This is a genomic window from Mucilaginibacter sp. L3T2-6 (assembly GCF_030519355.1).
GTDB lineage: Bacteria > Bacteroidota > Bacteroidia > Sphingobacteriales > Sphingobacteriaceae > Mucilaginibacter.
Genome location: NZ_JAUMKC010000006.1, coordinates 239,428 through 264,604, shown reverse-complemented (window position 1 = coordinate 264,604; position 25,177 = coordinate 239,428). Strand labels below are relative to the sequence as shown.

Annotated in this window: 26 protein-coding genes; 17 read left to right on the top strand and 9 right to left on the bottom strand. The window is 41.4% G+C overall.

Going from position 1 to position 25,177, the window contains the following annotated elements:
- The first annotated feature begins 397 nt into the window (after nucleotides 1-397).
- Nucleotides 398-724, top strand: coding sequence for an Arm DNA-binding domain-containing protein (locus Q3W13_RS09625; RefSeq protein ID WP_302863277.1), 327 nt, complete (start codon nucleotides 398-400; stop codon nucleotides 722-724).
- Nucleotides 725-796: 72 nt separating this feature from the next.
- On the opposite strand, the gene Q3W13_RS09620 is transcribed toward Q3W13_RS09625, so the two are convergent.
- The 4 genes from Q3W13_RS09620 to Q3W13_RS09605 are packed head-to-tail and all read right to left on the bottom strand — an operon-like array spanning nucleotide 797 to nucleotide 4,717.
- Nucleotides 797-1,825 carry a phytanoyl-CoA dioxygenase family protein gene (locus Q3W13_RS09620; protein ID WP_302863274.1) on the bottom strand — a complete coding sequence of 343 codons (1,029 nt, stop codon included), beginning with the start codon at nucleotides 1,823-1,825 and terminating at the stop codon, nucleotides 797-799.
- 6 nt (nucleotides 1,826-1,831) lie between these two features.
- Nucleotides 1,832-2,341, bottom strand: a complete 510-nt coding sequence (locus tag Q3W13_RS09615; RefSeq protein ID WP_302863273.1) for a hypothetical protein — start codon at nucleotides 2,339-2,341, stop codon at nucleotides 1,832-1,834.
- Nucleotides 2,334-3,023: an aspartyl/asparaginyl beta-hydroxylase domain-containing protein gene (locus Q3W13_RS09610; RefSeq protein WP_302863271.1), complete on the bottom strand. Its 690-nt coding sequence runs from the start codon at nucleotides 3,021-3,023 to the stop codon at nucleotides 2,334-2,336. Before Q3W13_RS09610 ends, Q3W13_RS09615 begins: the two co-directional genes overlap by 8 nt.
- Entirely contained in the window at nucleotides 3,020-4,717 is a 1,698-nt protein-coding gene (locus Q3W13_RS09605) for a carbamoyltransferase C-terminal domain-containing protein (protein ID WP_302863269.1), read from the bottom strand. The genes Q3W13_RS09610 and Q3W13_RS09605 overlap by 4 nt, the downstream gene beginning before the upstream one ends.
- A gap of 276 nt (nucleotides 4,718-4,993) precedes the next feature.
- On the opposite strand from Q3W13_RS09605, the gene Q3W13_RS09600 reads away from it, so the two are divergent.
- From Q3W13_RS09600 to Q3W13_RS09570, 7 genes are all read left to right on the top strand, one after another.
- Nucleotides 4,994-5,671 carry a Fe2+-dependent dioxygenase gene (locus Q3W13_RS09600; RefSeq protein ID WP_302863268.1) on the top strand — a complete coding sequence of 226 codons (678 nt, stop codon included), beginning with the start codon at nucleotides 4,994-4,996 and terminating at the stop codon, nucleotides 5,669-5,671.
- Between the two features lie 69 nt (nucleotides 5,672-5,740).
- The gene (locus Q3W13_RS09595; protein ID WP_302863265.1) at nucleotides 5,741-6,799 is read left to right on the top strand and encodes an ABC transporter substrate-binding protein; all 1,059 of its coding nucleotides are present in this window, start codon (nucleotides 5,741-5,743) and stop codon (nucleotides 6,797-6,799) included.
- Between the two features lie 2 nt (nucleotides 6,800-6,801).
- Nucleotides 6,802-7,743, top strand: a complete 942-nt coding sequence (locus Q3W13_RS09590; RefSeq protein WP_302863263.1) for a methionyl-tRNA formyltransferase — start codon at nucleotides 6,802-6,804, stop codon at nucleotides 7,741-7,743.
- A gap of 5 nt (nucleotides 7,744-7,748) precedes the next feature.
- Nucleotides 7,749-8,363, top strand: coding sequence for a phage tail protein (locus tag Q3W13_RS09585; RefSeq protein WP_302863262.1), 615 nt, complete (start codon nucleotides 7,749-7,751; stop codon nucleotides 8,361-8,363).
- 18 nt (nucleotides 8,364-8,381) lie between these two features.
- Nucleotides 8,382-8,990 (top strand): phage tail protein, encoded by a 609-nt coding sequence (locus Q3W13_RS09580; protein ID WP_302863261.1) that lies wholly within the window; start codon nucleotides 8,382-8,384, stop codon nucleotides 8,988-8,990.
- A gap of 35 nt (nucleotides 8,991-9,025) precedes the next feature.
- On the top strand, nucleotides 9,026-9,634 hold the full coding sequence (locus tag Q3W13_RS09575; RefSeq protein WP_302863260.1) for a phage tail protein: 609 nt from the start codon (nucleotides 9,026-9,028) through the stop codon (nucleotides 9,632-9,634).
- Between the two features lie 229 nt (nucleotides 9,635-9,863).
- Complete coding sequence (locus Q3W13_RS09570; RefSeq protein ID WP_302863259.1) at nucleotides 9,864-11,054, top strand: nucleotidyltransferase family protein; 1,191 nt, start codon at nucleotides 9,864-9,866, stop codon at nucleotides 11,052-11,054.
- 23 nt (nucleotides 11,055-11,077) lie between these two features.
- On the opposite strand, the gene Q3W13_RS09565 is transcribed toward Q3W13_RS09570, so the two are convergent.
- The 3 genes from Q3W13_RS09565 to Q3W13_RS09555 form a co-directional block, all read right to left on the bottom strand.
- Nucleotides 11,078-11,968: a hypothetical protein gene (locus Q3W13_RS09565; protein ID WP_302863258.1), complete on the bottom strand. Its 891-nt coding sequence runs from the start codon at nucleotides 11,966-11,968 to the stop codon at nucleotides 11,078-11,080.
- A complete protein-coding gene (locus Q3W13_RS09560) occupies nucleotides 11,965-12,468 on the bottom strand; it encodes a hypothetical protein (RefSeq protein ID WP_302863257.1) in 504 nt (167 codons plus the stop codon). Before Q3W13_RS09560 ends, Q3W13_RS09565 begins: the two co-directional genes overlap by 4 nt.
- A gap of 326 nt (nucleotides 12,469-12,794) precedes the next feature.
- On the bottom strand, nucleotides 12,795-13,241 hold the full coding sequence (locus Q3W13_RS09555; RefSeq protein WP_302863255.1) for a hypothetical protein: 447 nt from the start codon (nucleotides 13,239-13,241) through the stop codon (nucleotides 12,795-12,797).
- 349 nt (nucleotides 13,242-13,590) lie between these two features.
- On the opposite strand from Q3W13_RS09555, the gene Q3W13_RS09550 reads away from it, so the two are divergent.
- The 9 genes from Q3W13_RS09550 (at nucleotide 13,591) to Q3W13_RS09515 (ending at nucleotide 22,424) form a co-directional block, all read left to right on the top strand.
- A complete protein-coding gene (locus Q3W13_RS09550; RefSeq protein WP_302863253.1) occupies nucleotides 13,591-14,229 on the top strand; it encodes a 2OG-Fe(II) oxygenase in 639 nt (212 codons plus the stop codon).
- A gap of 1 nt (nucleotide 14,230) precedes the next feature.
- Entirely contained in the window at nucleotides 14,231-14,869 is a 639-nt protein-coding gene (locus Q3W13_RS09545) for a 2OG-Fe(II) oxygenase (RefSeq protein WP_302863252.1), read from the top strand.
- A gap of 226 nt (nucleotides 14,870-15,095) precedes the next feature.
- Nucleotides 15,096-15,383, top strand: a complete 288-nt coding sequence (locus Q3W13_RS09540; protein ID WP_302863250.1) for a PqqD family protein — start codon at nucleotides 15,096-15,098, stop codon at nucleotides 15,381-15,383.
- The gene (locus Q3W13_RS25225) at nucleotides 15,373-15,813 is read left to right on the top strand and encodes a lasso peptide biosynthesis B2 protein (RefSeq protein ID WP_368077629.1); all 441 of its coding nucleotides are present in this window, start codon (nucleotides 15,373-15,375) and stop codon (nucleotides 15,811-15,813) included. Before Q3W13_RS09540 ends, Q3W13_RS25225 begins: the two co-directional genes overlap by 11 nt.
- Before the next feature lie 46 nt (nucleotides 15,814-15,859).
- Nucleotides 15,860-16,036: a hypothetical protein gene (locus Q3W13_RS09535; protein ID WP_302863248.1), complete on the top strand. Its 177-nt coding sequence runs from the start codon at nucleotides 15,860-15,862 to the stop codon at nucleotides 16,034-16,036.
- A gap of 92 nt (nucleotides 16,037-16,128) precedes the next feature.
- Complete coding sequence (locus tag Q3W13_RS09530) at nucleotides 16,129-18,030, top strand: asparagine synthase-related protein (protein WP_302863246.1); 1,902 nt, start codon at nucleotides 16,129-16,131, stop codon at nucleotides 18,028-18,030.
- Between the two features lie 2 nt (nucleotides 18,031-18,032).
- The gene (locus Q3W13_RS09525; RefSeq protein WP_302863245.1) at nucleotides 18,033-19,019 is read left to right on the top strand and encodes a hypothetical protein; all 987 of its coding nucleotides are present in this window, start codon (nucleotides 18,033-18,035) and stop codon (nucleotides 19,017-19,019) included.
- 5 nt (nucleotides 19,020-19,024) lie between these two features.
- On the top strand, nucleotides 19,025-20,218 hold the full coding sequence (locus Q3W13_RS09520; RefSeq protein WP_302863242.1) for a cupin domain-containing protein: 1,194 nt from the start codon (nucleotides 19,025-19,027) through the stop codon (nucleotides 20,216-20,218).
- On the top strand, nucleotides 20,211-22,424 hold the full coding sequence (locus tag Q3W13_RS09515) for a tryptophan halogenase family protein (protein WP_302863240.1): 2,214 nt from the start codon (nucleotides 20,211-20,213) through the stop codon (nucleotides 22,422-22,424). Before Q3W13_RS09520 ends, Q3W13_RS09515 begins: the two co-directional genes overlap by 8 nt.
- A 3-nt stretch (nucleotides 22,425-22,427) precedes the next feature.
- Here the strand turns inward: Q3W13_RS09515 and Q3W13_RS09510 are convergent, their stop codons facing one another.
- Nucleotides 22,428-24,218 carry a hypothetical protein gene (locus tag Q3W13_RS09510; protein ID WP_302863238.1) on the bottom strand — a complete coding sequence of 597 codons (1,791 nt, stop codon included), beginning with the start codon at nucleotides 24,216-24,218 and terminating at the stop codon, nucleotides 22,428-22,430.
- The gene (locus Q3W13_RS09505) at nucleotides 24,215-25,162 is read right to left on the bottom strand and encodes an NAD-dependent epimerase/dehydratase family protein (protein WP_302863237.1); all 948 of its coding nucleotides are present in this window, start codon (nucleotides 25,160-25,162) and stop codon (nucleotides 24,215-24,217) included. Before Q3W13_RS09505 ends, Q3W13_RS09510 begins: the two co-directional genes overlap by 4 nt.
- Nucleotides 25,163-25,177 lie beyond the last annotated feature (15 nt).

Below are 25,177 nucleotides of genomic sequence, written 5' to 3'. Positions count from 1 at the left end.
ACAGAAGTGGAGATTGGACTACTTTCAATAGCACATAACCTGAAAAAATGGAGCGCTTAAGCGCTATAAACGGCCTTTTTCTTTGCTATTGACCACATACTAAGCTCCCAGCGGACACCATATCAAAAAGCGACATGGAATGCGCAAAATTCAAACACCTAAAATAAAAAACCATTAATATAAAAACCGCCTCATAAACTAGTTATGAGACGGCCTCTTTCTTCTTTTAAACGCTCCTAAGCACTTTTTTCATTCAGTCAGGGTCAAAACAATTTAAGCCGTTCGGTATACCCCTCGGTATACTACTAAAAAAGCGGAATTTAGTATACCGAATTTATAATCAGTAGTTTAATTTGGGTTGTGGTGAGGCCATGGTTTAACCTCAAATACTGGCTAAATGAAAGTAAATCAGGAACTTTCAATTTTGTTTGGGCTATGGAAAGCTAAACAAACATCAGACGGCGCGATCCCCATTTATGTACGCGTAACCGTCAACGGATTAAGAGACCAGTTCGCATCCGGCAAGAAAATTACGGCACACTACTGGAATGAAGAAACCGGGTTTGCCGTCAAAACGTGTAAGGACTCGGCATCAATCAATGCCTATATCACCCTGACCACGAAAGAAATAGAAAAGTGCTATAACCGGCTTTGTGAAGATCATGAAGACGTAACCGCCAAAATGCTTAAGGCGGCCTATTTGTATAAGGCGGATCAATATTAGCGGAATCTCCAACTTGGTCTTTAACGCAGTGTACGCTAAACTCATATGAGAAAATTTCCGACTCCTTTTAAGCTAAATCCACAAGTCCGCTTCCTTTATATCGACTGGCTCATAAGTAAAGTATTGAACAAACCTCGGTTTGTCTGATGTGTTGGGCCGACTGCCGTGAGGTAATGCCTGATGCCAAATAATAAAGTCGCCGCCGTTAGCGGCTATAGGCGTACTTCCCAGAGCATGAAGATTTTGCCGGCGCGGGTCCGCACCAGCAGGCAGGGAGTGGAGCCAGCTTTCAACTTTATTATGAAAACCGGGAACTAAAGTAAATGCTCCTTGTGATGCTTCAGTGTCAGAAAGATAAAGCAAACCTTGTAATGAAAAAGGTATAGGTAAGTCCAGGCTGCAGTCCCAGTGCAAATTCGGGCCGGGAAACTTCCACCGTTCCGTTTCAGGAGGATTAAAGCCTACACGATCGGCAGTTACCCAGATATCTTTTCGCCGCCAAAGCTGCTCGTACGCCGATCTTACTTTTTCGGATTGTCTATTTTTATTTAATAACGGATGCTGAAAAAGCTGAACCATAATTCCTTGGATAGATGGGTGCTGTTTGTACCACGTTGTTGGGTCATTTCGCCTAATGCCAATAAAATCACAAATAACCTCGATAGTTTTTTCGCAATCCTCTTTTGAAACGGCATCCCTGATTATAATATAGCCGTTCTCTTGCCAGCATTTAAGCTGATCGTCACCCAAAACCGCCGGTAACGGCTCCTCCTCAATGACTGTTTTATCGTTGAACAGATTATTGAAACGTAACAAATTCTCAGAATCGGGATAGCCGGCGGTTTCGATTATCCAATTCTCGAACCTATCGAAGGAAGGCGCTTCCCGGAATATATAAATAAGGCATTGTTCAAGACCCAGCCCCAGGGCCGAAAGCAGAACTCTGTCAAGCTGCCATTCTCCGTTCCAGTCAGCCTGAGATATTTTGCTTTCTCTTTTCAAAAGAGCTTTATTCCAAAATCTTTTAAGGTGCATAATGCCCAGTTTCCCTTTTTCCGAAGTGGGGACTAATGTTGCTAATGATAATAAAGTTTGGTCCATATAAGATCAGGTGTTATACATATTTTTTTCACATACCCAGCTAATCATTGCAGGAAAGGGTTGTTTGTTTAACTTTTTTGCTGTTACCTGGCCATAGCTCATGCCACACCACTCAAGTAGCGGGACGCCAAAATATTGTCCTTGGCTAAAATTGGCGAGAATACTTTCTCCGCTTCCTTTATACCCGTGCTCGTGAAATACAATTTTAGGGTCGATATCCAGGTGAATGCAGACCGCGTAAGACCATGCAATGGCCATCATTTCTCCACCCTGGTGTACCTGGCTACTGTCCAGATTATCATTCATTGTCCGTCTCATCTCTTCAGGCATACAGGCCAGATGACCGGCTTCGTGCAAAATATCACCAGGATAACGCAGCCTTCGGATATCAATGACCAAAGTTCCGTCTCTTAGTTTAAGACCCGGCAGAAAGGTATTTTCATCTATTTTTTCAAAAGAGTAGCTAATGCCTATTTCTCTAAGAAAACCCAGCATCAAATCCACAACACTATTCATGGTTCAACTCATTTTCCAATTGATCTGCAAGCGCGGAAGATGCTTCTGTGCGGTGCATCCTTAAACTTTGGATGATACTCATTTGCAGATTCTTATCCACTATTTCTGTTTTGATTTTTTTTTCGCTCCGGTCAAATACATGTTTCAGCCAGTCGTTCACCTTGCAATCCACAACAAGGTGTATGCGATCGGTGCCTCCCTTATTGGCGACCCGGTGAGGCAGGTTGGCGTTGATATACCAGCATTCGCCCTCTTTCATACTTACCCGGTCATCGTCCACGTAAAACTCTACATTAACATTTGTAAACACCGGTATGTGTAACCTCGCCTCTCCCCTTTCAAAAGCCAGTTCGAAATCCCGGTGTTGTCTTATCACCGCGCCAGGCCTTAAATTAAGTAACCGGACTGATAGCTTTTCACAAAGCAGCGCATCTAAGATGCCGACGACTCCCGGAAGCATATCCATCAATTCAGTATTTTCAAAACAGTTGTCATTCAGCAATTCGGCAAAAGGCTTGCTTGCGTCACCCTTTAGGGCCCTTAAACACAAAACTTTCCATTCACCGTCGTAATGCATTCTGTTATAATGTTGCATCCATTTACTGTTTGTAAGTACTTTTTTTACCTCAGTCTGTACACCCTTAATAACAATGGGCACATCAAGCTTTGCGTAGCATATCATAAAGTTGGTTTACGTATTATAAAATCGTCAATAACAAGCACGTCCATCGCCCCTGAAAAAAAAAGCCTAATAGCCTGTAAAGGCGTTTCAACAATGGGCATTCCCCTTTTATTTAGCGAAGTATTGAGCAGCACACCCATGCCTGTTTCCCTGGCGAATCTATCTATCAGGTCATAAAAATCGTTGTTCCATATACGTGTTACTGTTTGTACACGGCATGTACCATCCTCATGCACAATTCCCTGTAATTTAGTGGCCCATTTCTGCTTAATACGGTCAACAAGAATCATATAAGGGCTTTCCCATCCGTAAATAAAATATTCTGCCGCATCTTCCATCTTTACTACAGGAGCGAAGGGCCGGAAATCCTCCCGAAACTTAATGTCCCGGTTAATCCGCTGCCTGATGCCCGGTATGCGTGCATCGGCCAAAATACTTCTGTGGCCCAAAGCCCGGGGGCCAAATTCGGCGCCTCCCCTAAACCAGCCAACTATATTTCCCTCTGCAAGCAGGGCAGCGGTTTCTGTTATTGTATCCTCCGATTTGTTGGCGTTTAAAGTGAACCCCACTTCAGTTTGATAGTCTTTTATTGCTTCTTCTATTTCCTGTTCCAAATAAGGGCGGCCAAGAAAAGGGCAGCCTCCCGGATCATCCTGCTTTACGTTTGCAAACATCTCATGCCAGCCATAGTATGCGCATCCTATAGACAGCCCGTTATCTCCTGCCGAAGGCTGCATATATAAGTTTTTCACCTTGCCCGATAACAATAGTTTGCAGTTAGCCACTGCGTTTAAGGCAACACCTCCGGCATATGACAGGTTACAATGGGAATTAATATTTAATCGCTGCTCAAAAATGTAGAGTATAGCCTTTTCCGTTTCATCCTGCACCCATCGGGCTATATCAGCATAGTGGTTAAAATTTATTTTAAATTGCTCATAGCCGGTTGCCGGATTTGTGAATAGAGCGTTAACATTTTCATAAATCACCTCTACTATACCATCCTCCAGTTTAAATAAACCGGGCTTTCCGTCGAGCTTACCATATGGCGCTAAGCCCATTAACTTACCCGCGTCTTCCATATTCCCAAAGGCATAAAAACTGGCCGCGCTATATAGCCCCCCTATTGAATGATAGTTTGTGGGCAATTTTAAGGTGGGGGAATTTTCAAAAAGCCTAACCTCGGAAAAGTCCTTAAAGAGCGGCTGCAGCGTCTTGCCGTTAAAATAATAATAGCTGTCCTTCTCGCAAAAAAGCGCATTCTGAAAAGGATAATCAGGTAGTATGGCCCCGTTAATATCGCAACATTGCTGATACGGGCTTCCCGCACCATCTATAACCATAACATTGCATTCCACAAAAGGCGAGCTTGCTGCCGCGCCCCAGGCATGCGCCATATGATGTGACAGGGTTATAATGGGTACAGCGACGTCCTTTTCAAAATAGCGGGCTCCAGAATACCTGTCAGGCTGAATGTCGATCTCAAAGTTGGCAGCCTGAACAATCAGCGAAAGATCGTTAATCCCGATACCAGCAGCATCCAGGCAATACTTTACAGCCAAATAATCATTTCCTCCATCATGTTTAACGCGCGAAAGCCTTTCTTTTTCTATTGCAACAATGATCTTCCCATCTTTTAATATACATGCGGAGCCATCATGCGACAGGCCGGTCCCTAAAATATAGACACTCATTTGGGGCTTAAAATAAGATTGTTTTGCGATAAGGTTTTCATTTATCAATCAATGATTAATGGGTGTAAAGGTAAAAGTTAACATTAGTCAGCGACTAATAACAAAAACTGATTGATCCGATATCAGTAAACAAATATAAATTACTAATAATTTATTACTGTTGCTTTTGTTAAATTAATCGCTACTTTTACTAAATCTAAATCACCAGTTCACATTTAGGCTTTGTTTTACTAAACCTATCAGCTGATGAAATACCTATAATATACCATTGGGAATATGATAATACAGAATACGTTCCTGCATTTATCAAATTTACTTAACGCGACCGAACTTGAACAGATCGGGAAGCTTAGTGAACAGGCTGTTTACAAAGATGGAAAAATCACTGCCTCGGGCGCGGCCAGAGAAGTAAAAGACAATCTGCAGCTAAATGAGGGCGACGAGGTTTATATGTCAGTACAGCAAATATTGCTTACTGCTTTAAACCGCAATACTATATTCAGAAACGCGCTGTTGCCCCAAAATGTTTATCCTTTCCTAATTAGCAAATATAATGTGGGTATGGGTTATGGCTGGCATGTGGACAGCCCTATAATGGGAAATATGATGCGAACCGATGTCGCTATGACGATATTTTTGAATAGTCCGGGCGAATATGAAGGAGGTGAGCTGGAATTGCAGACTGCATTGGGCCCGGTAAAGTTTAAGTTGGATAAGGGCGACGCGGTTTGCTATCCCTGCCAGCATTTACACAGGGTATGCGAAATAACAAGCGGACAGCGAAACGTAGCGGTTACCTGGATACAATCACTGGTTCGCAGCCCCGAGCAGCGCAAGATACTATTCGAACTACAACAGGTTACAGAAACCCTGCATCAAAAAAATGTTTCGTCCGAAGAAACTGGTGTTTTACAACAGCATTACAGCAATCTTTTACGTATGTGGGCTTACTAATTAATATTGACAATGACCGGAGAAAAATTAACAGTTGGTGTGCTTTTGTCAAATTCTACAATTTTGCCTATGGCAAAAAACTTCAATACGGGTTTAAAACAGGGGTTAACAGGGCTCGATGTGGAAATCGTGCAGGAATTTATAGGTCAGGGGTCAAAGGAACAAGCTGAGACTGCTATTAATAAGCTTTTCAATTTTGACAACTCTGATATCATTACCGGAATTGTTTCCAACAAAGTAGGATGTGAATTATCCGAAAAGTTTGCAAAGTACAGGCGTCCATTCATTATTAACAACATCGGCGAGCACTTGCCCGACCCAAGTCTTTATAATGATTATACCTTTTTAAACTCTGTACATACCTGGCAGCAGGTATGGTCAATGGGTAGCTGGGGGGTTAAAACATTCGGAAAAAAAGGAATGTTTGTCTCCGGAGTCTATGACTCAGGCTATTCGTTTCCCATTATGCTGCAAAAAGGGTCAGAGGCGGCCGGAGCAGATGTTGCCATGCCTTTTGCAATAGCCCCTATGAAGCAATATAAAGGTTTGGCGGATGTTGAATCAGTGATCCCCCATATTCTCGAATTTAAGCCGGATTTCATACTGGCAACGTTTTGCGGGGAGGAGGCAAGCATCTTTTTAGCGGAGTATGTGAAACACGGGCTCCACAAAAGCACCCCCTTATTGGGCTTGCCTTTCCTGTTAGAGTCTTTTGATGCACGGGGCGAAAAAATTGATGTATATACTACTTTATCCTCCTACCGGGAAATTTCAGAAGAAGATATTGATCATTTATGCAACATAGCCGCCGATCCGTTTAAACAATTCGGTTACGAAACGGGCCTAATAATAAAAGAGGCGGTAAGCAAATCGGGTGGCCAAACACTACAACGGGCACTATCGGAAACTGCTGTGAATACAGAACGGGGGAAGTTAGAAATACGGCCTCATGAATCCGGAAATGACAGCCGGGTTTTCCTGATAAAAAATAGTTTTTCAGGCAGTAAGGACGAAATATCCCGAGGAATAATTGGAGAACTTGAAACCATAGGCATAAACAGCAAGGTTATCGCCGATATTAACAGCCTGCCTTCTTCGGGTTGGGTAAACCCATACCTTGGTATCTAGTTATGAAAGTAGTAGTGATCTGCAATTCTGATTCATTGGCCTTTCCGGCCATCAATTCCCTCATTAAACACGGCTGGCTGGCCGGGGTGGGAATATTGGCACGGAGCAGCAAAAAGTTGCTTGGCCCGCTTTTGAATGCAGGCATACAACAGGAAAATATAATACTGCTGACAAAAGAGAAATGGGAATGCGATATGCAAACATGGCTCCAGGGTACCAATCCGGATATGGTATGGGTTTTTGGTTTTCCCTGGCTCATACCGCCATCAATACTTGCCTTGCCAGCCGGAGGTTTCCTGAACTTTCACTTTGGCAATCTTCCGCGGTATAAGGGAGCTGATCCAATATTCTGGCAATTGAAAAATGGGGAAGAAACAGCCACTTTGGTTGTTCACCGGATGACCTCGATGATAGATGATGGTCCCATTTTAATGAGCCAGGAGTTGAATACAATACGAGGGGAAAACTACGGACTCTTTTGCCAACGCCTCGGCCTTATGGCATCCGGCCTTGTTCAGAGTTTAGTTGACAATTACTTGAACAAGTCATTCATGGAAGTTGAACAGCCCGGCGGACAGGTCGCATACTTTAAGAAACCGGGACCAAAAACACTGGAAATAAATTGGGAAGAACAATCGGCTGATGAAATTGAATGCCTGGTTAACGCGTCGAACCCGAAATACGACGGGGCGTCGACATACCTGCGGAATGCCGAAATAAGAATATTAGAAACATCGCCCGCAGAGATAACGCTTGAAAATAATCTCAGGCCTGATCCGGGAACCATCGTCTATGCAGATTCGCTATACGGTTTAATTGTAGCCTGCCGCGAAAGCAGGTTTTTAAAGATTAATGTTGTCCATACACAGGAGGGGTATTTTTCGGGCGGTAAGTTATTTAGTATGGGAGTACAAGCTGGAGAAAAATTCATCAACTTAAATTAAATATTATGGAAGGAACAATGTCAGAAATCAGGCTCTTTGGCGGAGACTTTGCGCCCCGAACATGGGCGTTTTGCCAGGGGCAAACACTCGCCATTTCAACCAACCAGGCGTTATTTGCGCTGCTTGGAACTACCTATGGGGGAAATGGTATTCAAACCTTTAACCTACCTGACCTGAGAGGAAAAACAGTAATCGGTACCGGTCAGGGTCCAGGCCTGTCCCAGTATGTTTTGGGCGAGACCTTAGGCACTAACAGTGTTACACTAACCTCGCAAACCATGCCGGCACACACACACGCTACTGTTGTGACGCAACCGACGACCAGGGGAACAGGTACAGCTACACTAAACGGGATTAACAATGGCGACGGACAAGCGCAGCCAGGCGGAAACTATTTGAGCAACGATACTACCGGCGGAGCCAAACCTTATACGCACCCCGGTACAGGCACACCCGTTCTAATGTCAAGGGATGCGATAACGTCTGCCAACCTCAATATACCTGCCCCGACAGTCACCACAGCGTTAACGGGCGGCAATCAGCCTCATAATAACATAATGCCCTCTATTGCATTGAATTATATCATTTGCTTACAGGGAATTTTTCCATCAAGAGATTAACCATTAAAACTTAAACACATGGAAGGAACAATTGGCGAAATACGCGCATTTGCAGGTAATTTTGCACCATTAAACTGGCAATTTTGCCAGGGGCAAGTAATGTCTATTGCCCAGGAAACTGCACTTTTTTCTATTCTCGGCACAACTTATGGCGGCGATGGTATAACTACTTTTCAACTACCCAATATACAAAGCCGCATAGTAATAGGGACCGGACAGGGCCCCGGCTTGCCTAATTATCAATTGGGAGAAACTTTAGGTGAAGAAGGCCACACCCTGTTAACTACTGAAATGCCCGCACATAATCACGCGGCAGTTGTACAGGTCGACACCGCTACGCCAGCATCGGCTTCATTTGGATTGATGGCCGTTCCGGCGCAGGGTGGAAAGCCTTTGCCGCAAAATAATTTGCTGGGTCAGGACGCTACGGCAAGCATTTATGCCCCCGGCGGCTCGCCTACAGTGCCGATGAATGCCGGCTCAATAACGATTACAGGTCTGACAGCCCCGGGGCCCACCGTAACAGTTGGAGTGGCAGGTTCAAGCTTACCACATTCCAATATTCAGCCAGTATTGGGCATGAATTATATAATTTGTATCAACGGAATTTTCCCTTCGCGGAATTAACCAATTAATTAAGAAATACTTAAAAACTTATCGATATGGAAGGAACTATTGGAGAAGTTAGAATATTTGCAGCCAATTTTGCGCCGCGTACGTGGGCTTACTGCCAGGGCCAACTTTTGGCTATACAGTCAAACACTGCCCTTTTTTCAATTATCGGAACGCAGTATGGTGGCAATGGTACCACAACTTTTGCCTTGCCTAATCTTGCAAGCAGGGCTATGGTAGGCACCGGCCAGGCGCCCGGGCTAAGCCTGTACGACAATGGTGAAATGACGGGAACTGAAAATGTAACCCTACTTCAAAACGAATTGCCAGCCCATACCCATGCCACTACAGTTACTCCTGGAACCGGCGGAACCGGACAGGCAACTTTAAATGGTGTGAATGGCCTTGCCGGCCAGGCAGGACCGGGCGGCGGGCTCATAGGGCAGGATACAACTGATAATGTAAGTATGTTTGCGTCTACGGGCACACCGGTGGCCATGGATTCGGGTTCTATTGTTGTTAACAAAGTTCAGGCGTCGCCTGTAACCGGTGTTACGTTAGCTCCGGCGGGAAGTACCCTTCCTCATAACAATATACAGCCTTCGCTGGCCTTAAATTATATTATTTGCATGCAGGGTGTATTCCCTTCAAGAAATTAAAGCTGGCAAATAAAAGCCGGAGCCATTGAGCGCCGAAAAGCATTTTCAGCGCTGAAGATAACAAAACGGGGTATAAGAAACCCCGTTTTGTTTTTGCATTATGGCTTGATTATCAGATTTTTAACATTCACCTTACTACCGGTTGCGCACACAATTTGTACAAATTTCTTAATTTTAAAAATTCCTCGAAAAAATACCAGAGAGGCTAACAACAATATCTGGATAATAAATGATCCCGTTTAAAGACCTGGAAACCATCTACTCAAACGAACAGCTTTTTTTATTGTTAATATGCAGAATATACTTTTCAGCCTCGGATATAGCCGACTTTAATAACTTTATAGCCTCGCATCCACAAGACTGGCAATTGCTTTATAAAATGGCCAGGGCTCATGGCATAAGGCCGTTTGTTTATCATGTGATGACCAAGTACAATCTAGCCGGCGATGCAACTTTCCTGTCCAAACTGGAAAAAGACAATCAAATAGCCTTGCAAAGAAATATGATGAAGGCCGTTGTATCATCAAAAATAACCAACGACCTGAAAAAACAGAGCATCACCCTAATTAATTACAAAGGTTCTGTTTTAGCTGCCCAGTACTATGAGAACTTGGGGATGAGAGAAAGCGTGGACATTGATTTTATCGCAAGCCGGAGAGATATAGCAGTGATAGAGGATTATTTTATTGCAAACGGATATATCGCCAAAGAAACTGTTCCGCGGAGATACCTTGAATTTTATAAAATATTTTTTAAGGACATCGTTTATACACTACCAAAGTACAAATGCAATATTGAAATTCACTGGTCGCTTCTAAACAGGTTCACCGGCAATTACCCGTCATTTGATTTTTTTTTGCCGCATATAAGACCTCACTATCAGAATAATACCGAATGCACTGTTCTGTCCCCCACATATGATTTTCTCGCCATAATATCCAATCATCTGGTGAAGGATATGGGCACCCGCTTTAAATATATTATCGATATTGCCTGTATATTAAAAAAGCATCCTGAATTGTTAACCGAACCGGATTTACTTACCATCGCAGGCAGGTACGGCTTCAAAAAAAGACTTGTGAACGGGCTATCCGTCGTCAGTAGCCTCACGGGGGTAGCTGTAGGCCCAGATTACTCGACTAAAGTGACCCAAGAAGACCTGAAAATACCTTTACAATATCCTATCGAGCTACGCAATTTTCAATTTAACAGCATACATTTTTTAAAACGCTCCCTCGCATTACAAGATAATGTTAAGTATAAGATAGGGCTTCTTACCCGATCCTTTTTTTATTTTTTTATTCCCTCCTACATCGATATTAACACCTTCCGTTTACCCGTATACGTATTTCCCTTGCTAGTTATATTAAGGCCGTTCCGGTTATTATTTGAAAAGATGCGCAGTACTACAGTAAAATAACATATTTTTTTGTGCATCAAACTTCAGTTGCTTCCAAATTTTTTTCGATTAAATTCAACTTTGGAGTCAAATAAAAACTGAGACTGCATAAGCGCCAATTGCTCGCAGCTGGTATCCACTCTGAAATATTTCAATACTGCCGGCAATATCTCTGGCTTAAGGTCGCCATAAGCAATAGGCCTTAAAATGTCATCCGGATACTTTCCGGCTGCGTCAAAAAAGCTATCTATTATTTTTTTTTCATCCGGCTCTTCGCCCTCCTTTATCATATTTAAAACCCTGGCAGCTTCAGGCAAAAGCCAGCCAGGTCGCCTTTTGTCAAATGATCTTAAAATATCTTCGGTGTTCCTGGTCATAAATATCGCCGGCACACCCGGAAATACGGCATGTATAAAGTCAAAAAAAAGAATATTGAATGAGGTAAATTTTATGAAAAAATGTTTGTGCAAAATGCTTCTTTGCCTGCCCATGGCAAGTAAAAGATGCTTGTATATTTTTTTGTTGAACTCGCTGACGTTTATTGGCTGATCATCTTTTTGAACAAAAAGCCGCCACATAGTATTCATTGGGCCCGCTTCACTTATGACATGATTTTCGCGCGAACGCGCCAATGCTTTTGAAAGTATGGTTGAACCACAGCGGCCGGCATGAAAGATAAAACCTGTTGGATAAAGGCTATCAGCAACCAAAGCCTCTTCCGTCAGTATGTTAATATCGGTGACCAGAGTATCGACGTTCCCTTTTTTTAAGTTAGAAAAAATACTGGCCGACTTATGAAAGAAACCTTCGTAAAAATGATATTGGCCAAAGTCGATCCATGTAATCTTATTATTCACCCAGTCGATTGAGACTGGAAGAAACCCTTTGTTGTTTATCAACTCTTTTAAAATGAGCTTTCCTGTGTTTTTTTTCACCAGTTCCCAGGGATTATTTTTAAACTAAAAACAATATCGGTAAAGAATACAAGATACACCGGGCCAATATATTTCAGATAATTTATACGCATAGTTATCAAAGTGCCTATATGGAACATTAATGCAAATACCAGATAAAAAAATGTAACCTGCGGAAAGAAAAGAACTATCCAAAAAGTTAACTCAAAAAACAGAATGAGGGTGCCAAGTACATTACAAAGCAAGGGCTTTTCTGCTATTAACAATGCACCCTTCCTGCCCGACCAAAGATAATTTTCTAGTAAATAGGCCTGTAAATTCCTGCCGATAAGCCATCCGATACCCGATTGCGTTAGTTTTTGTAGCCCTGCAGAAAAGTACACCTGCAGTAACGCTATCTTAATCAAAAGCAATTCCCAGCCGGTCGACGGCGCGAGTAAGGGTTTATCCAACGATGGCGATGAAAGCAGAACTAATAATACAATAGGTAAAAGATTCGTCTTACGCTGAATATAAGCCAATGAAATAATTTGACTGAAATAAAAAAAATAGCTGATTAAAGCAATAAAGACAAACACACGGGCGTAAAAGCCCAAGGTTACTAATACCAAACTAATAATTATGCAGACACCTAAGCTAAAAAATTGATATTGATTTAGTGTTGGCAATGTAATGAAGCTTAGCAGCTTTTGAGGTTTTCCATATATTTTCCAGGGTTGTGTGCAAAAATAACGGTACTGTTGATTAAAATTCAGTAGCAGCTGAATGGCCAGTGCAGCACAAAAAAGCTTGGCAAACATCGCTGTCTCATTTGGTTTATGAGCATTATCAAATAACTCAAAAAAGCTCATTCCGGTAAAATATTGAAGGCGATGGTCTCAACCAAGCGGTCCATGGGATGAAGATTAGGCGCAACCTTCCTTTCTACTATGCAAAAAGCGTAATAACTGCTTATCTCTGCTCCTTCCTTTTCCATAATACGCATCACCATGATTAAAAGCTTACGTTTCTCAAGTTCTAAAAATATGCCATTGGGGTTGATTTGCTTGTGCGCTACTGATAATTGTTTTAACTTTCTCCCCACATATTCCGGATAACGGTAAAATTCTGATTCCCACCAAGCCATGCTGCCATCTTGCTTTTTCAGAGCGATCCGGTAGACACAGACATTTTCGATCTTATGTCCAGATGAATACATCGGATAATATGAAAAAGGATAAGCTTCTTTTTTACGGATAGTAACCCAAAGAAGCACAGCACAAATAACCAGAAAAAAAATCACGTAGAAATTCATAGTTCTCGTTCCCTAAAATACATGCTAAATATCTTAATATTGTATCGATAAAATTAACATTGGCACATGGCAATTTACACTATTAAGCGCGAGTTTGAATTATAATTGCTATCCTGTTTGTCTTTCTTCAATTTTGTTTATCTGAAAATGCCACGAGGTCATATTTAAACAACTTTAATATTTTAACCACGGGATTTGCGGAAGCCGAACGGGGTGATAGATTTTCAAGAGTCATGTATAAGAGGCTTTTTCATCGGACGACTAACAAAAAACTCCGTTTTTCAAGGTCTCTTATCTTATAAAAAATGTTTTATTTAATAGTTCATTTCCCCTTGTTTAATCATAACTAATGATTTCAATTACAAAAAAGGGCCTAATAGGTTGTAAAAACTCTGCTATTGAAGAATTAAAGGGTGAATTCACTAAAAGACAATGCATTGTTCTGCCGCAATTACTCGACAATGAATTGCTTGATAAATTGATAAGTAATATTGATGACGCATCATTTTATGAAAGACAGCATTTTGCCGGTAACAAAATCTTTGCTACTGATCTTTCGGTCCCATCCAAAAATGTTGCACTGCATCAGTTTAATTTTTTATTCAACAATACTAGGCTTTTTCGTTTAATTGAAACTATAACAGACCTCCCCGGAGTTCGGGGATTTTCGGGTAGGATTTACCGCAATCTGCCAGGAACAAGTCATTTCCTGGATTGGCATGATGATAAGTCCACACCAACCAGGCTAATCGGCTTGAGTATCAACCTGAGCTACCAAAGATATGAGGGCGGCACGTTTCAAATCCGTAAAAAGGGAGATAAAAAATACCTGACAGAAGTTGGCTGCACAAATCCAGGAGATGCACATATTTTTAAGGTCTCCCATCAGCTTGAGCATAGAGTTACGGAGGTTACCGGCAATTTTCCCAGAACCGCAGGGGCGGGATGGTTCACATCCGAACCCGCATCACTTATTCTTAAACAATAAAATGGCAGCAGGAAATATCTTCATCGACGATACAAAAATTCAAAGTTATAAGCAGGAGTATGCCGACACTTATAGTATTTTATTACCTGGATTTTTACCTCCGTCCGTTTTAAATAATCTTTTAAGGAAATTGGATAAGGTTCAATTTCAAACTAAATTTGAAATGGATGAAAGCAATAAATTCGGCCAGGTACTTTTTGTACCACAAAATGATACTTTGTTGTTCTTTTTCCAATTTATTATTAACAACCCAGGGTTATTTTCAATTTTACAGGAATTGACGGGCTGTGGCTCAATCGGAAATTTCGTCGGCCGTATACACCGCAGCCAAGAGGGCGAACAGCATGGGATAGATTGGCATGGCGATAATTCAGACAATAGGTTATTGGCTATGACGCTAGGTTTGGGTACCTGCGATTACAGTGGAGGTAAATTACAGATGCGGGAGACAGGAAGCGAAAAAATTATAAGAGAATTTGGGCACATAAACGCCGGAGACGCCGTAATTTTCAAAATCTCACCGGGTTTACAACATAGACTTACTGTTTTGGAAACCGGCCAAAGAACCGTAGGGGTAGGTTGGTTCAGATCAGAGCCTGATTTTGCAACATTCAGCGCGAATTATTTAAAACCTTTTTAAGTACTTGAATAGCGACATTTTAACCAGAACCTGTTTGCGAAATCAATTGACTATTATAAAATTTATGTTCTATCTTTAAAAAAATATCGGGGCCGGTAAAAAATCCAATCACCGATGTTAAAGAACCGGGGGTACGCACAAACAATTATTGAGTTATAGTAAATTATTGTCCGGTGAATCGGGAATTTGGTACAATATGTAAATATAAACTTAAAACCTTATTAAAATGACACACCTTAAATTACCAAAAAAAGTCAAAATATCGGACAATGTGCTGTTTCAACATCTCAATAATGAATGTGTATTATTAGATATGGCCAGCGAACAATATTTTGGATTGAATGATGTTGGCGCCAGGATATGGCAAATTTTGTCGGAGGGCGACGGCGACGCAGAAAAAACGTTATCGTTGCTTTTGTCGGAATATGAGACAGATGAGGCTACACTCCGTGCTGATTTGATTAACCTGCTCACTGAATTGGGAAATGAAAAACTAATAATCATTGAAAACTAAATGGTTCAACATCCCTCCACGAAGTTTATCATATCCCGATAAATATTTCTTTTTCAAAACGCTTATATTGTCATTTATAATCAGGGTACTATTAAAATTCTTTAGCTTTAAATCGACCGTTCGATTCCTGAAAAAATGGGACAATAACAAAGCTGATGTTGGTGTAGACGTTGCCGATCTCAAAAAGTATCGTTTTATGCTTATGCTATTTCATAAATTCGAACCGTTTACTAATTGTCTGTCTTCGTCGCTGGCATTTTGGTTAACACTGCAGAGAAAAAATATAAAAACTGATCTTAAATTTGGTATATTAACAGTGCCGGAAAATAAACTGAAATCGCATGCCTGGCTTGAGCATAATGGTTATCTTTTGAGCTCTGACAACAGTGCTATTGGCCAATTTAAAACATTTGACAAATCTATTTTGTAATTAATAATTTGTAGTAAATTTACATTTAACAATTAATTAAAATACTATGAAAAGTATTAACCTAAATGAACCGATGCCGGACGACAAAAATTCGGGTAAAGAAAAGAAACCTTATCAAACTCCAAAAATTCAGCGTTTTGGCGGATTGGCGGAACTGGTTCAACACATGCCTGGAACTGGGCCCGATGGGGAAACAATTTGGGTCGATTGTACTTCATTGTAACTCTTGCAGAACTCGGCGCTGTTTGACCCTTAATTAAACCCGGAATCTAAATTCGTCTGGCATTTATTCCCTATGATAACACCATATAACTGATGACAACTTTTTTTGGTGTTTATGACCCAGGCCATGGCGATTGCCGATCAGATATTAGGGTTATGCAGGAGGCATTAAACTACAATTCCTCTGATGCACAAGCTTTTTGGGATGCAAACGGTATAGGATTGGGCCAAAAAACAGTTTTTAATACGCCTCAATCCTTTTCAGAAACACTTCCGCTGTACGATTCTGTTAATAATCTAACGATTGTTGGCGATTTACGGCTTGATAACCGCTCAGAACTTTATAGCAAAATTGGAATTGATCCGAAAGAACACGAAGGGCGGGGTGACGGATCGCTTGTTATTTTAGCATATCGAAAATGGGGATCGTCTTTATGTGAGTACCTCCGGGGTAGTTTTGCCTTTGTTTTGTGGGACGGCGAGCACAAAAAGCTTATTTGCTGTACGGACCACCTCGCTACACGCAACCTTCTTTATTTTTATAATGGCAAAAAATTCATCTTTGCATCTACTCCTAACCCAATTCTTGCCCTTGATGATGTTCCGTCTGTTATCAATGAAAATAAACTTTTGACCATCGTTTCTCCAAATGCAAAACACCTGTTTTGGGAAGAAAGCTGGTTCAAAAATATACTGCTTATTCAAGCGGCTACCGTTCTAACTATAGACGAAAGAGGGATTAAAAAGAACATTTATTGGACTCCCGACGTGGGAAGAGAATCATCATTTAAAAGCGAAGCAGACTTTAGAGACGCATTTAAAGCGGCGCTACTTAAAGCAGTTGGCAATAATATAAACAGTAAGTTTCCGGTAACCGCCCTATTGAGCGGCGGGCTCGACTCCTCGGCGATTGTTAGTGTAGCGGCCGAAATATTGCAAAGTCAAAATAAGGAGCTCCAGGTTTTTTCATCAGTTCTACCAGACGGCGCGGATCCCGCATTTACAGATGAACGTTATTATATTAATCAGTTAAAAAGCTTTCCAAACGTCAATATCAATTATATCACTGCTCCGGGAAAAGGCTTTTTTAGTGACCTTGAGGATTTTCAAACAACTATTTATACGCCAAACCTCATCGCCAGCCATTACCTGGGCCGTGCCTTTGCACGAGGTGCCCGTCATTACGGTTCCAGAGTATTGCTTGATGGCGGTGGCGGTGAGTTAAGTGCGTCGTATTATGGCGCCGGTTGCTACGCCGAACTTTTCAGAAAATTACAATGGACGGGGTTATGGCGTGAGTTAATTTGCCGGAGAAAAATGAACGGTGAACCAATTTGGCGAAGTGCTTTTAATGATGTTATTAAACCTCTAGCTCCCAAAGCGGTATTAAACAAAATTAGAACAGGATATTTAGACAAGGAAGACCCCCATTTTTTGCAGTCGGGAATAGCGGATGAGCTTAAGACTATATGGGAGTTGAGGAAACGGGAATTAACCGAGATGAATATCGGGAGGGTATCATCAAAGCACCGGGTCAACCAGGCAAATATGATAAGGATTGCGCAGGCGAAGGCGCACGGCAAGGCCGACCTTGGAGATGTTGAAGTCCGTCATCCCCTGCTGGACAAAGATCTGCTTGAATTTTGCCTGGCAACGCCTGCCAATTTTAAAGTTAAAAACGGCTACAAGCGATACATGGTGAGAACAGGCCTTAACGGGTTACTTCCGCCAGAGATACAATGGCGGCAAAGTAAAGGACACTTTTCCCCAGATTATAGAGCCCGTTATAATACTCAGTTACCCGAAGTAAGATCATTCTTGGGGGATATTAGCGCGAGCGATCCTATCAGACGAATAGTCGACGTCGATAAATTGAAACTATGGATCTCCGACGAAAATAATAGCCGTATTAGTGACAGTATCGCACGTAGTATTATACCACAAAGCATTTACCTTATACACTTTTTACGGCGATTCCCCGAATATCAAAAATAATTATGAGTCACTATTATCGCCTTTATGGGTTATCTGTTAATAGTTCACGCAAAATAGAGTTGCTTGATGACGTGTTACCCTCCACGGTCGATTTATATGTTACGTGGGTGAGAACAGCGATGTGGATTCCCGATACAAGCCTCGTCTGGCAGCAGGTGTTAACCAGACAGCTAAGAAAGAAGGAGCGCATACATTTCTATAGTGCTGAATCCCCGTTTGGGATTCATTTCAGGATATCATTTACTACCAGGCACGGAAATCTGGTTGTATTGATCCATCCTGATAAAATAAACGTAACTATAGTCCATAGTGATGATGAGCCTGAATCTAATATGGATTCATTCTTTGTTGGGGTTATATCGGGTTGTATCATGCGCCTAAGGGGCTTACTGTGCCTGCATGGATCAGTAGTTAATGTTGATGGGGAAGCTGTCGTGCTGGTGGGGAAAAAGAAAAGCGGCAAATCCACCACTGCGAAAGCCTTTGCCAACCTGGGATTTAAGGTTTTGAGTGATGACATAGCTGTAATCAAATTCATCGATGGGGATTTTTTTGTTGAGCCGGGCTATCCTAAAGTTCGCTTGCGACCACAACCACTGACAGTTTTTTATCCCGATATCGCTTATGAATTTGTTTCCGTATATTCACATCGGGACAGCAAATATTCTGATTTGGGTGAAAGTTTTTGGGGTACCCCCTTAAAGCTTGGGGCCATTTATTTATTAGATGAGGACAATGATGCTGATGGAATTCCATTTGTTAAGCCAACTTCTGCCGAACGTCTCGTCTACTTACATTCTAATACTTTTGCCAGCTACGTCCTTTCACCCCCGGAGCAAAAAAGGGAATTTGAATTACTTGGGCGATTAGCTGTGGAAACGCCGGTAAAACATTTGCATTTCAGCCGTAATGTAAAGCTGGTTTATCAGCAATGCGAAGTAATTCTATCTGACTTAAAAAAGCCCAAAGGTGAAAGTCCGGATAATTGAGTGCCATGGAGATTATTAATTTTTCATACCTGATTGCACCACTCTCAAGAGAGGATTTTTTTCAAAATTATTGGGAGAAGAAATTCGTCCATCATATCCATAACAACCCTGGCTATTTCAACAATGTATTGACTATAAGCGATATTGACAGTTTTATAAGTCAGCAAAATCTGATTCCGGACGGTATCAGACTCATGAACAAAGGATCAAATATTCCGTCGGCAGAGTGGACCAAATCAGATACATTGCTGGACGGTACTATTAAACTCGTTATTGACCCTGAGAAGTTGCTCAGACTCTTTAATAGAGGGGCAACAATTATTATAAATTCGGCTGAAAAATCAATTTTCCGTTTATCGGAAGCGTGCCGAACACTTGAACAGGAGCTAAAATTCAGAATACAAGCCAATATATATATTACTCCGCCAAATTCGCAGGGCTTTGCGCTGCATTACGATCCGCATGATATTTTCCTGATGCAAATTAAAGGTCCCAAAACATGGCTGATTTATGATACCGGTGAAGATATACCTATCAAATACCGCTCGTTTAGCAAAGCCCCGCGATTGATCTCGCAATTCGATATTAATACGGGAGATTTTCTTTACATCCCACGTGGCACTTCGCACGAGGCTATGTCGTCGGAGGCATCAACAATACATGTAAATTTTTCTTTAAAACCGGTATATGGTTATCATCTTATAGAAGAGCTGGCTCGCATCGCATCTGAAAAAGAAAAATTCTTTAGGCTAACTATACCGCATGGCTTTAGTACTATAACTGAAAGAAACGCCTATCTGGCAACATTCAAACAAAAGTTAAACGAACTGATTGAGCACATTGAGCCGGAACAATTGCTGGAAAAAAAGAGTAATGACTTTGTAAAAGATCAAACGCTGAATTTCCGCGGCAAGCTAATTAGCTTATTACAGCTCGAGAGCCTGGATCTTGAAACAGTCGTATCTCGCCAGGCGGGCTTCGAATGCATATTTAAAACTGTAAAAGGAGAATTCACTATTCAATTTGGAAGGCAAAAAGTCATTATACCCCCATTTATTGAAAAGGACACTTTATTGCAGTTTGAACCATTCAGGGTAAAGCAGATAAAAGGGCTGATAACTGACGCTGGGAAACTTCAGTTGGTACACAAATTAATTGAAGCTGGCTTTCTGAATATTGACGATACACAACATGATTGAAAACGCCGTACCATATAAGATAATTCTTTCAAGCAGGCAGAAGAGCTCAGCTTTATGCGAGTTTTTAAAGAAGCATTTAAATTATTTAGAGTGGATAAATTGTATTCAGTCAGATTATCCGGAGGCTAAAGATTCAGAAAATATCAACTTACACATTAATGTTTTGGAGGGCAATACCCTTGGAGAAATAATTGACATCAGTAATTTTTTCAGAACTAGCAAAAAGACATCTGTAACGATAGCATCGTGGGAAGGTAACCTGGTGGTAGGCCCAACTTATTTTCCGGGTAAAAGTGCCGGCGCCGATTCTGCATTTTTGATATTACAGCAAGGGCATGAAAGTGTCAAAAATAAGACCAACTTAAAAAGTCCGGTTACGTCAAAAATAACAGCCGGCGATATTCAGGAAAATCCCGATATATTTTATGCAGCTTTTACTGAACTGTTGAATGAAATAAAAGTCATCTATAAAGACGAGCCTGGGCAAAGATTAAAATTTGTTGATAATGTGCACTTGTTTAAACTGCATCAAAAGGATCGGCCCGGTTATGAATCAAAATATATTTATCCAATTTTTGAGAGCGGTGGTACCGGTGGTTCATATAAGGATCTATCAGACTACAAAATATTAGTAAAGAAATTTCAGCATTCCGTATCACAAATAAAAAAGCGAGCTTTTGATAGCCCCCCCGCCGAAGAGCAAAAAGATGAATATAAGAATGTAGCCATTATTGGGGGCGGCACTGCGGGCTATCTTACGGCGTTGCTGTTTAAGGCAAAATATCCCAATATGCCGGTTACGTTGATAGAATCATCCAAAATACCAGTAATAGGGGTGGGTGAGGCAACAACCCCGGAAATAAGAAGTTTTCTTTTCGGAACTTTAAAGTTCCCGGCACTCGAATTTTACGAAAATGTTAGACCCACCTGGAAACTCGGAATAAAATTTTTTTGGGGATTGCCCGGCGACTACTACTTTAATTACCCCTTTGGCTGGCCTGACGTAAAAAGCGCTTATGGTACCGATGGACATATAAATAACAGCTCGCTTACTGCAGTGCTGATGGATCAGAATTCGTCTTTTGTGATAGCAGCTAAAGATAGCAAAGGCGCCGAGCAATACTCATCGCTTTCGGATGACCTTTTTTATGCCCTTCATCTCGATAATGCTTCTTTCATTAATTACTTAAAAACCAAGGCAAAGGAAAGAGATATTATTTACATTGACGATAAAGTAGTGCATGCAGAACGAAGAGCAGGAACCGATGAGATTGCTGCTGCTACGGGCGAAAGCGGCCAACGCTATGTTTATGATTTTTATGTTGATTGTACCGGATTCCGCTCGCTCCTGCTCGAACAGACGTTAAAATCTGATTTTGTTTCCTATAACAAAAGCTTGTTTTGTGATACGGCAATAGCGGGCGAAATACCCGACGTAAAAAAGATTGCAACCCACACTTATGCTGAATCGATGGATAATGGGTGGTGCTGGAATATACCAATGCGAGGCGAGAATCATCGTGGGTACGTCTTTTCTTCGGCATACTGCTCAACTGACCAGGCTGCCGGGGAGCTCTTAAAGAAAAACCCGACGATAAAGAACACCCGGGTTGTGAGATTCAAAAGTGGCCGGCATAGCAACATCTGCGTTGGCAACGTGTTTGCAATAGGCAACTCTTTTGCATTTGTTGAGCCGCTTGAGTCAACCGGGATTCATATGATTATTAAGGAGGCAAAAACACTTGTCTATAACTTTAGTCAGCTAAAAAAATCGCCTGCTCTAAAAAAAAGGATAAATTCGGATATCAATGATAACTGGGATTATTTAAAAGGATTTCTATCGATACATTATAAATTCAACAAAAAATTTGACACCCCCTTTTGGAAAGATTGCAGGGCACTTACAGACGTCGGCTATATGCAAGAAATGATCGACCTATATAATGAGATAGGGCCGTTAACCTGTGCCGACAAAAGCTTGATCCGGATGATCAACTCGTCAATAAAAGACAATATATTCGGATTACCCGGCTTTGATGTGATCATGATGGGGCAAGGCGAGATACCGAAAAAATTTGATTGGTCTGTACGGAATCAGCATATCTGGAAATCCAATGTGGAGGTTTGGAGGGCAATTAGTTCGTTAACAGTACCTGTCGACAAGGATCTTAGTATCCTGAATGAGTATCTTGAAAGCAGGTGGTAGTAATTAACTAAATGACAGCGACATATCAAACCTGCCCAAATCAATATTTTGCGTTTCCAATATTCCCCTAAGCTCCACTTCATCCTTTTCGCTAATGGCATTAGTCGAAATCAGAACGAGGTCAGGTTTTAGTTTGGTACAAATATTTGCAAGATTGCTTTTGCCGCCATAAATTTTATAGCCATATAAGTACATATTGTGTTTGGTCTCGTCGTCGTCTATCCATCCAAGCGGCCTCAATTCATGTTTATGGTTCTGCAACAGTTCTTTTATCAGTAAATAACCGCTATCGCCTGCGCCATAAATAATAACTTTTTTCTTGGCGTCACGGTTCCTGCTAATCAACTCATTTGCCCATCTGTAGAATAATCGTGAAAAAACTATCCCGGTCGCACTCAACAGGAAATCGACCATAAAGAAGTAAGGCGTGTAAATGCCGAACTTCCCTTTAAAAAAAAGTATTCCTGCCAGAACAACGCTGGCGAGACAAATAAACATAAAATACGCCGCAGCTTCAACCACTTCCATGTACCGCCATATTCGATAATATAGCCTGGTGATATATAATACTGAGATCTTAACACAAATAAATGTTGCTAGTACTATCTCATCATCCTTCGCGTCAATACGCAATGCATTTTTTGCGATCAGGAAAGACGTGTAAATGATCAGAATATCAGTAACAACGCCAGCGATCAATTTCTTTTGCATCAGAATAAACCGCAATACTAAATTCTGACCCGCATCCTTACCCTTCAGCCGCAGGTAAGTTAATGTCTCCTCAGTTTCATTATACACTTTTACTTTGGATAACAAAACAGAAAATATAACGGAGCTAACTGCCACCAGCAGGATACATAAAAGCAAGTTGTTGACCTGTGTTTTATACATAAGCAAGCAGAGTGCGCCCCAAAGGGCGCTAATTCCATAAAGTGTGAGTACAGCTTGCCTTTCACTTAACCCCAGAGCCACCAACCGATGCGAAGTATGGTCGCGCCCACCCTGGTCTATTCTTCGCCCGGCTAAAACACGTTTGATTGTCACTAACGTGGTATCCATAATAGGTATAGCCATTAAACTAATAGGTATAAATAACACCCAAATAGCCGACGAAGATCCCACTTTATATTGAACCGCTATGCTTAAATAGGACAGCGAAAATCCCAAAAAAAGACTTCCCGAATCGCCCATAAATATCCTCGCCGGCTTAAAATTATAAGCCAGGAAACCTATCGCTGCACCGGCTATGGCGAAAGCGGGTATCGCCAGATCGGTCTCTCCATTCAAACAAGTTAATATTCCGGTTATTATAGTAACAATCGCTGAAATACCGGCCGCCAGCCCATCCATATTATCCAGCAAATTAATTGCGTTGGTTATGCCCATTACCCAGATAAAGGTTAATGGGATACCTGCCCAGCCTAACAAGCCTCCCCCAAAATTAAAACCGTAATAGATCAGAATAAATGAGCAAAGTACCTGTACAACTACTTTGACAACTGGCTTTATCTCCCATATATCGTCGATAAGTCCGGTTAGAAACATAATGGATGAAGCGCAATACAGCATGTAATTAAAATGCCCCCGGCTTAAACTGAAGAGCGCAATGGTGTAGGCTGCAAAAATAGCTACACCACCCATTAAAGCGGTAGGGCGCTGGTGCCAACGGTCACTCCTTGGTTTTACTATCCATCCTTTGCGGTAAGCCAGTTTGATAACAAGGGGTGTAATTATCAGGCAGGAAACTAGCGCTACCAATCCGGTAATTATCGGTTTTAGGAAAGATAGCATCATACGGGTATCTTGTTATCCACTTTATATTTAATATTCAGTATTTTTTCGATCCCCTCTTCAATACTGACAAGATCATTGTTAAGTATACTTAACATTTTGGAATTATCAGGTTGCCGACGGGTCATATCACCTTCTTTTAGCGGATCGAAATGGATGATAGAAGAGGATGAGCCGACAATGTCAATTATCTTCCTGGCCAGGTCGATTATCCTTATCTCTTTCGAATTGCCGATATTTACAACATCGTTTAAGCTTAAACCATGCTCGAAAATTTTTATGGTTGCATCAACATTATCATCTATGTACAGGAAAGTACGAGTTTGATGGCCATTACCATAAATGGGAATATCCTGATTTTTCAGAGCCAGGTCGATAAATTTCGTCACCACAAAATCGGCGCTTTGCTTCGGTCCATAAGTATTAAAAAATCTGAACAAAGTAAAGTCAAGACCGTATTCTTTTTGATATGATCTAAAAAAAGCTTCGCCAACATTTTTGACCACGGCATACGGCAGGCGCGAGTTTAGCGGTGTCGTCTCTTCGTTCTGCGGAAACTCAACCGGTTCACCATATACCTCGGACGATGATGAATAAAAAACACGTTTAACTCCCGTATTTTTTGAGAGATTAAGAACGTTCTTAATTCCCTCTATATCTTCCAAAACTTTCATTGGGTTATTCAAGGTACGTTTTACCCCAACCAATGCAGCATAGTGGAACACGTAATTAAATCTGAAACTCAGCATTACTGCGGAAAGGTCATTATAGTTATTAACGTCGCATTTTATATAGGTAAAGTTATCATATCCAACAGGCAGGTTATGTACCGAGCCTGTCAGCAAATTATCAGCCACTACGACATGATAATTTTTATTTTGAACAAGACGGCATGCGAGTGTGCTACCTATATTCCCTGCGCCACCTGTGATTAAGATTCTTTCCATAATTGTAACAAGGCA

Excerpts from the sequence above, each read along its gene's own strand:
- Q3W13_RS09625 (WP_302863277.1), top strand. The coding sequence starts at position 398 with ATGAAAGTAAATCAGGAACTTTCAATTTTGTTTGGGCTATGGAAAGCT.
- Q3W13_RS09620 (WP_302863274.1), bottom strand. The coding sequence starts at position 1,825 with ATGGACCAAACTTTATTATCATTAGCAACATTAGTCCCCACTTCGGAA.
- Q3W13_RS09615 (WP_302863273.1), bottom strand. The coding sequence starts at position 2,341 with ATGAATAGTGTTGTGGATTTGATGCTGGGTTTTCTTAGAGAAATAGGC.
- Q3W13_RS09610 (WP_302863271.1), bottom strand. The coding sequence starts at position 3,023 with ATGATATGCTACGCAAAGCTTGATGTGCCCATTGTTATTAAGGGTGTA.
- Q3W13_RS09605 (WP_302863269.1), bottom strand. The coding sequence starts at position 4,717 with ATGAGTGTCTATATTTTAGGGACCGGCCTGTCGCATGATGGCTCCGCA.
- Q3W13_RS09600 (WP_302863268.1), top strand. The coding sequence starts at position 4,994 with ATGATAATACAGAATACGTTCCTGCATTTATCAAATTTACTTAACGCG.
- Q3W13_RS09595 (WP_302863265.1), top strand. The coding sequence starts at position 5,741 with ATGGCAAAAAACTTCAATACGGGTTTAAAACAGGGGTTAACAGGGCTC.
- Q3W13_RS09590 (WP_302863263.1), top strand. The coding sequence starts at position 6,802 with ATGAAAGTAGTAGTGATCTGCAATTCTGATTCATTGGCCTTTCCGGCC.
- Q3W13_RS09585 (WP_302863262.1), top strand. The coding sequence starts at position 7,749 with ATGGAAGGAACAATGTCAGAAATCAGGCTCTTTGGCGGAGACTTTGCG.
- Q3W13_RS09580 (WP_302863261.1), top strand. The coding sequence starts at position 8,382 with ATGGAAGGAACAATTGGCGAAATACGCGCATTTGCAGGTAATTTTGCA.
- Q3W13_RS09575 (WP_302863260.1), top strand. The coding sequence starts at position 9,026 with ATGGAAGGAACTATTGGAGAAGTTAGAATATTTGCAGCCAATTTTGCG.
- Q3W13_RS09570 (WP_302863259.1), top strand. The coding sequence starts at position 9,864 with ATGATCCCGTTTAAAGACCTGGAAACCATCTACTCAAACGAACAGCTT.
- Q3W13_RS09555 (WP_302863255.1), bottom strand. The coding sequence starts at position 13,241 with ATGAATTTCTACGTGATTTTTTTTCTGGTTATTTGTGCTGTGCTTCTT.
- Q3W13_RS09550 (WP_302863253.1), top strand. The coding sequence starts at position 13,591 with ATGATTTCAATTACAAAAAAGGGCCTAATAGGTTGTAAAAACTCTGCT.
- Q3W13_RS09545 (WP_302863252.1), top strand. The coding sequence starts at position 14,231 with ATGGCAGCAGGAAATATCTTCATCGACGATACAAAAATTCAAAGTTAT.
- Q3W13_RS09540 (WP_302863250.1), top strand. The coding sequence starts at position 15,096 with ATGACACACCTTAAATTACCAAAAAAAGTCAAAATATCGGACAATGTG.
- Q3W13_RS09535 (WP_302863248.1), top strand. The coding sequence starts at position 15,860 with ATGAAAAGTATTAACCTAAATGAACCGATGCCGGACGACAAAAATTCG.
- Q3W13_RS09530 (WP_302863246.1), top strand. The coding sequence starts at position 16,129 with ATGACAACTTTTTTTGGTGTTTATGACCCAGGCCATGGCGATTGCCGA.
- Q3W13_RS09525 (WP_302863245.1), top strand. The coding sequence starts at position 18,033 with ATGAGTCACTATTATCGCCTTTATGGGTTATCTGTTAATAGTTCACGC.
- Q3W13_RS09520 (WP_302863242.1), top strand. The coding sequence starts at position 19,025 with ATGGAGATTATTAATTTTTCATACCTGATTGCACCACTCTCAAGAGAG.
- Q3W13_RS09515 (WP_302863240.1), top strand. The coding sequence starts at position 20,211 with ATGATTGAAAACGCCGTACCATATAAGATAATTCTTTCAAGCAGGCAG.
- Q3W13_RS09510 (WP_302863238.1), bottom strand. The coding sequence starts at position 24,218 with ATGATGCTATCTTTCCTAAAACCGATAATTACCGGATTGGTAGCGCTA.
- Q3W13_RS09505 (WP_302863237.1), bottom strand. The coding sequence starts at position 25,162 with ATGGAAAGAATCTTAATCACAGGTGGCGCAGGGAATATAGGTAGCACA.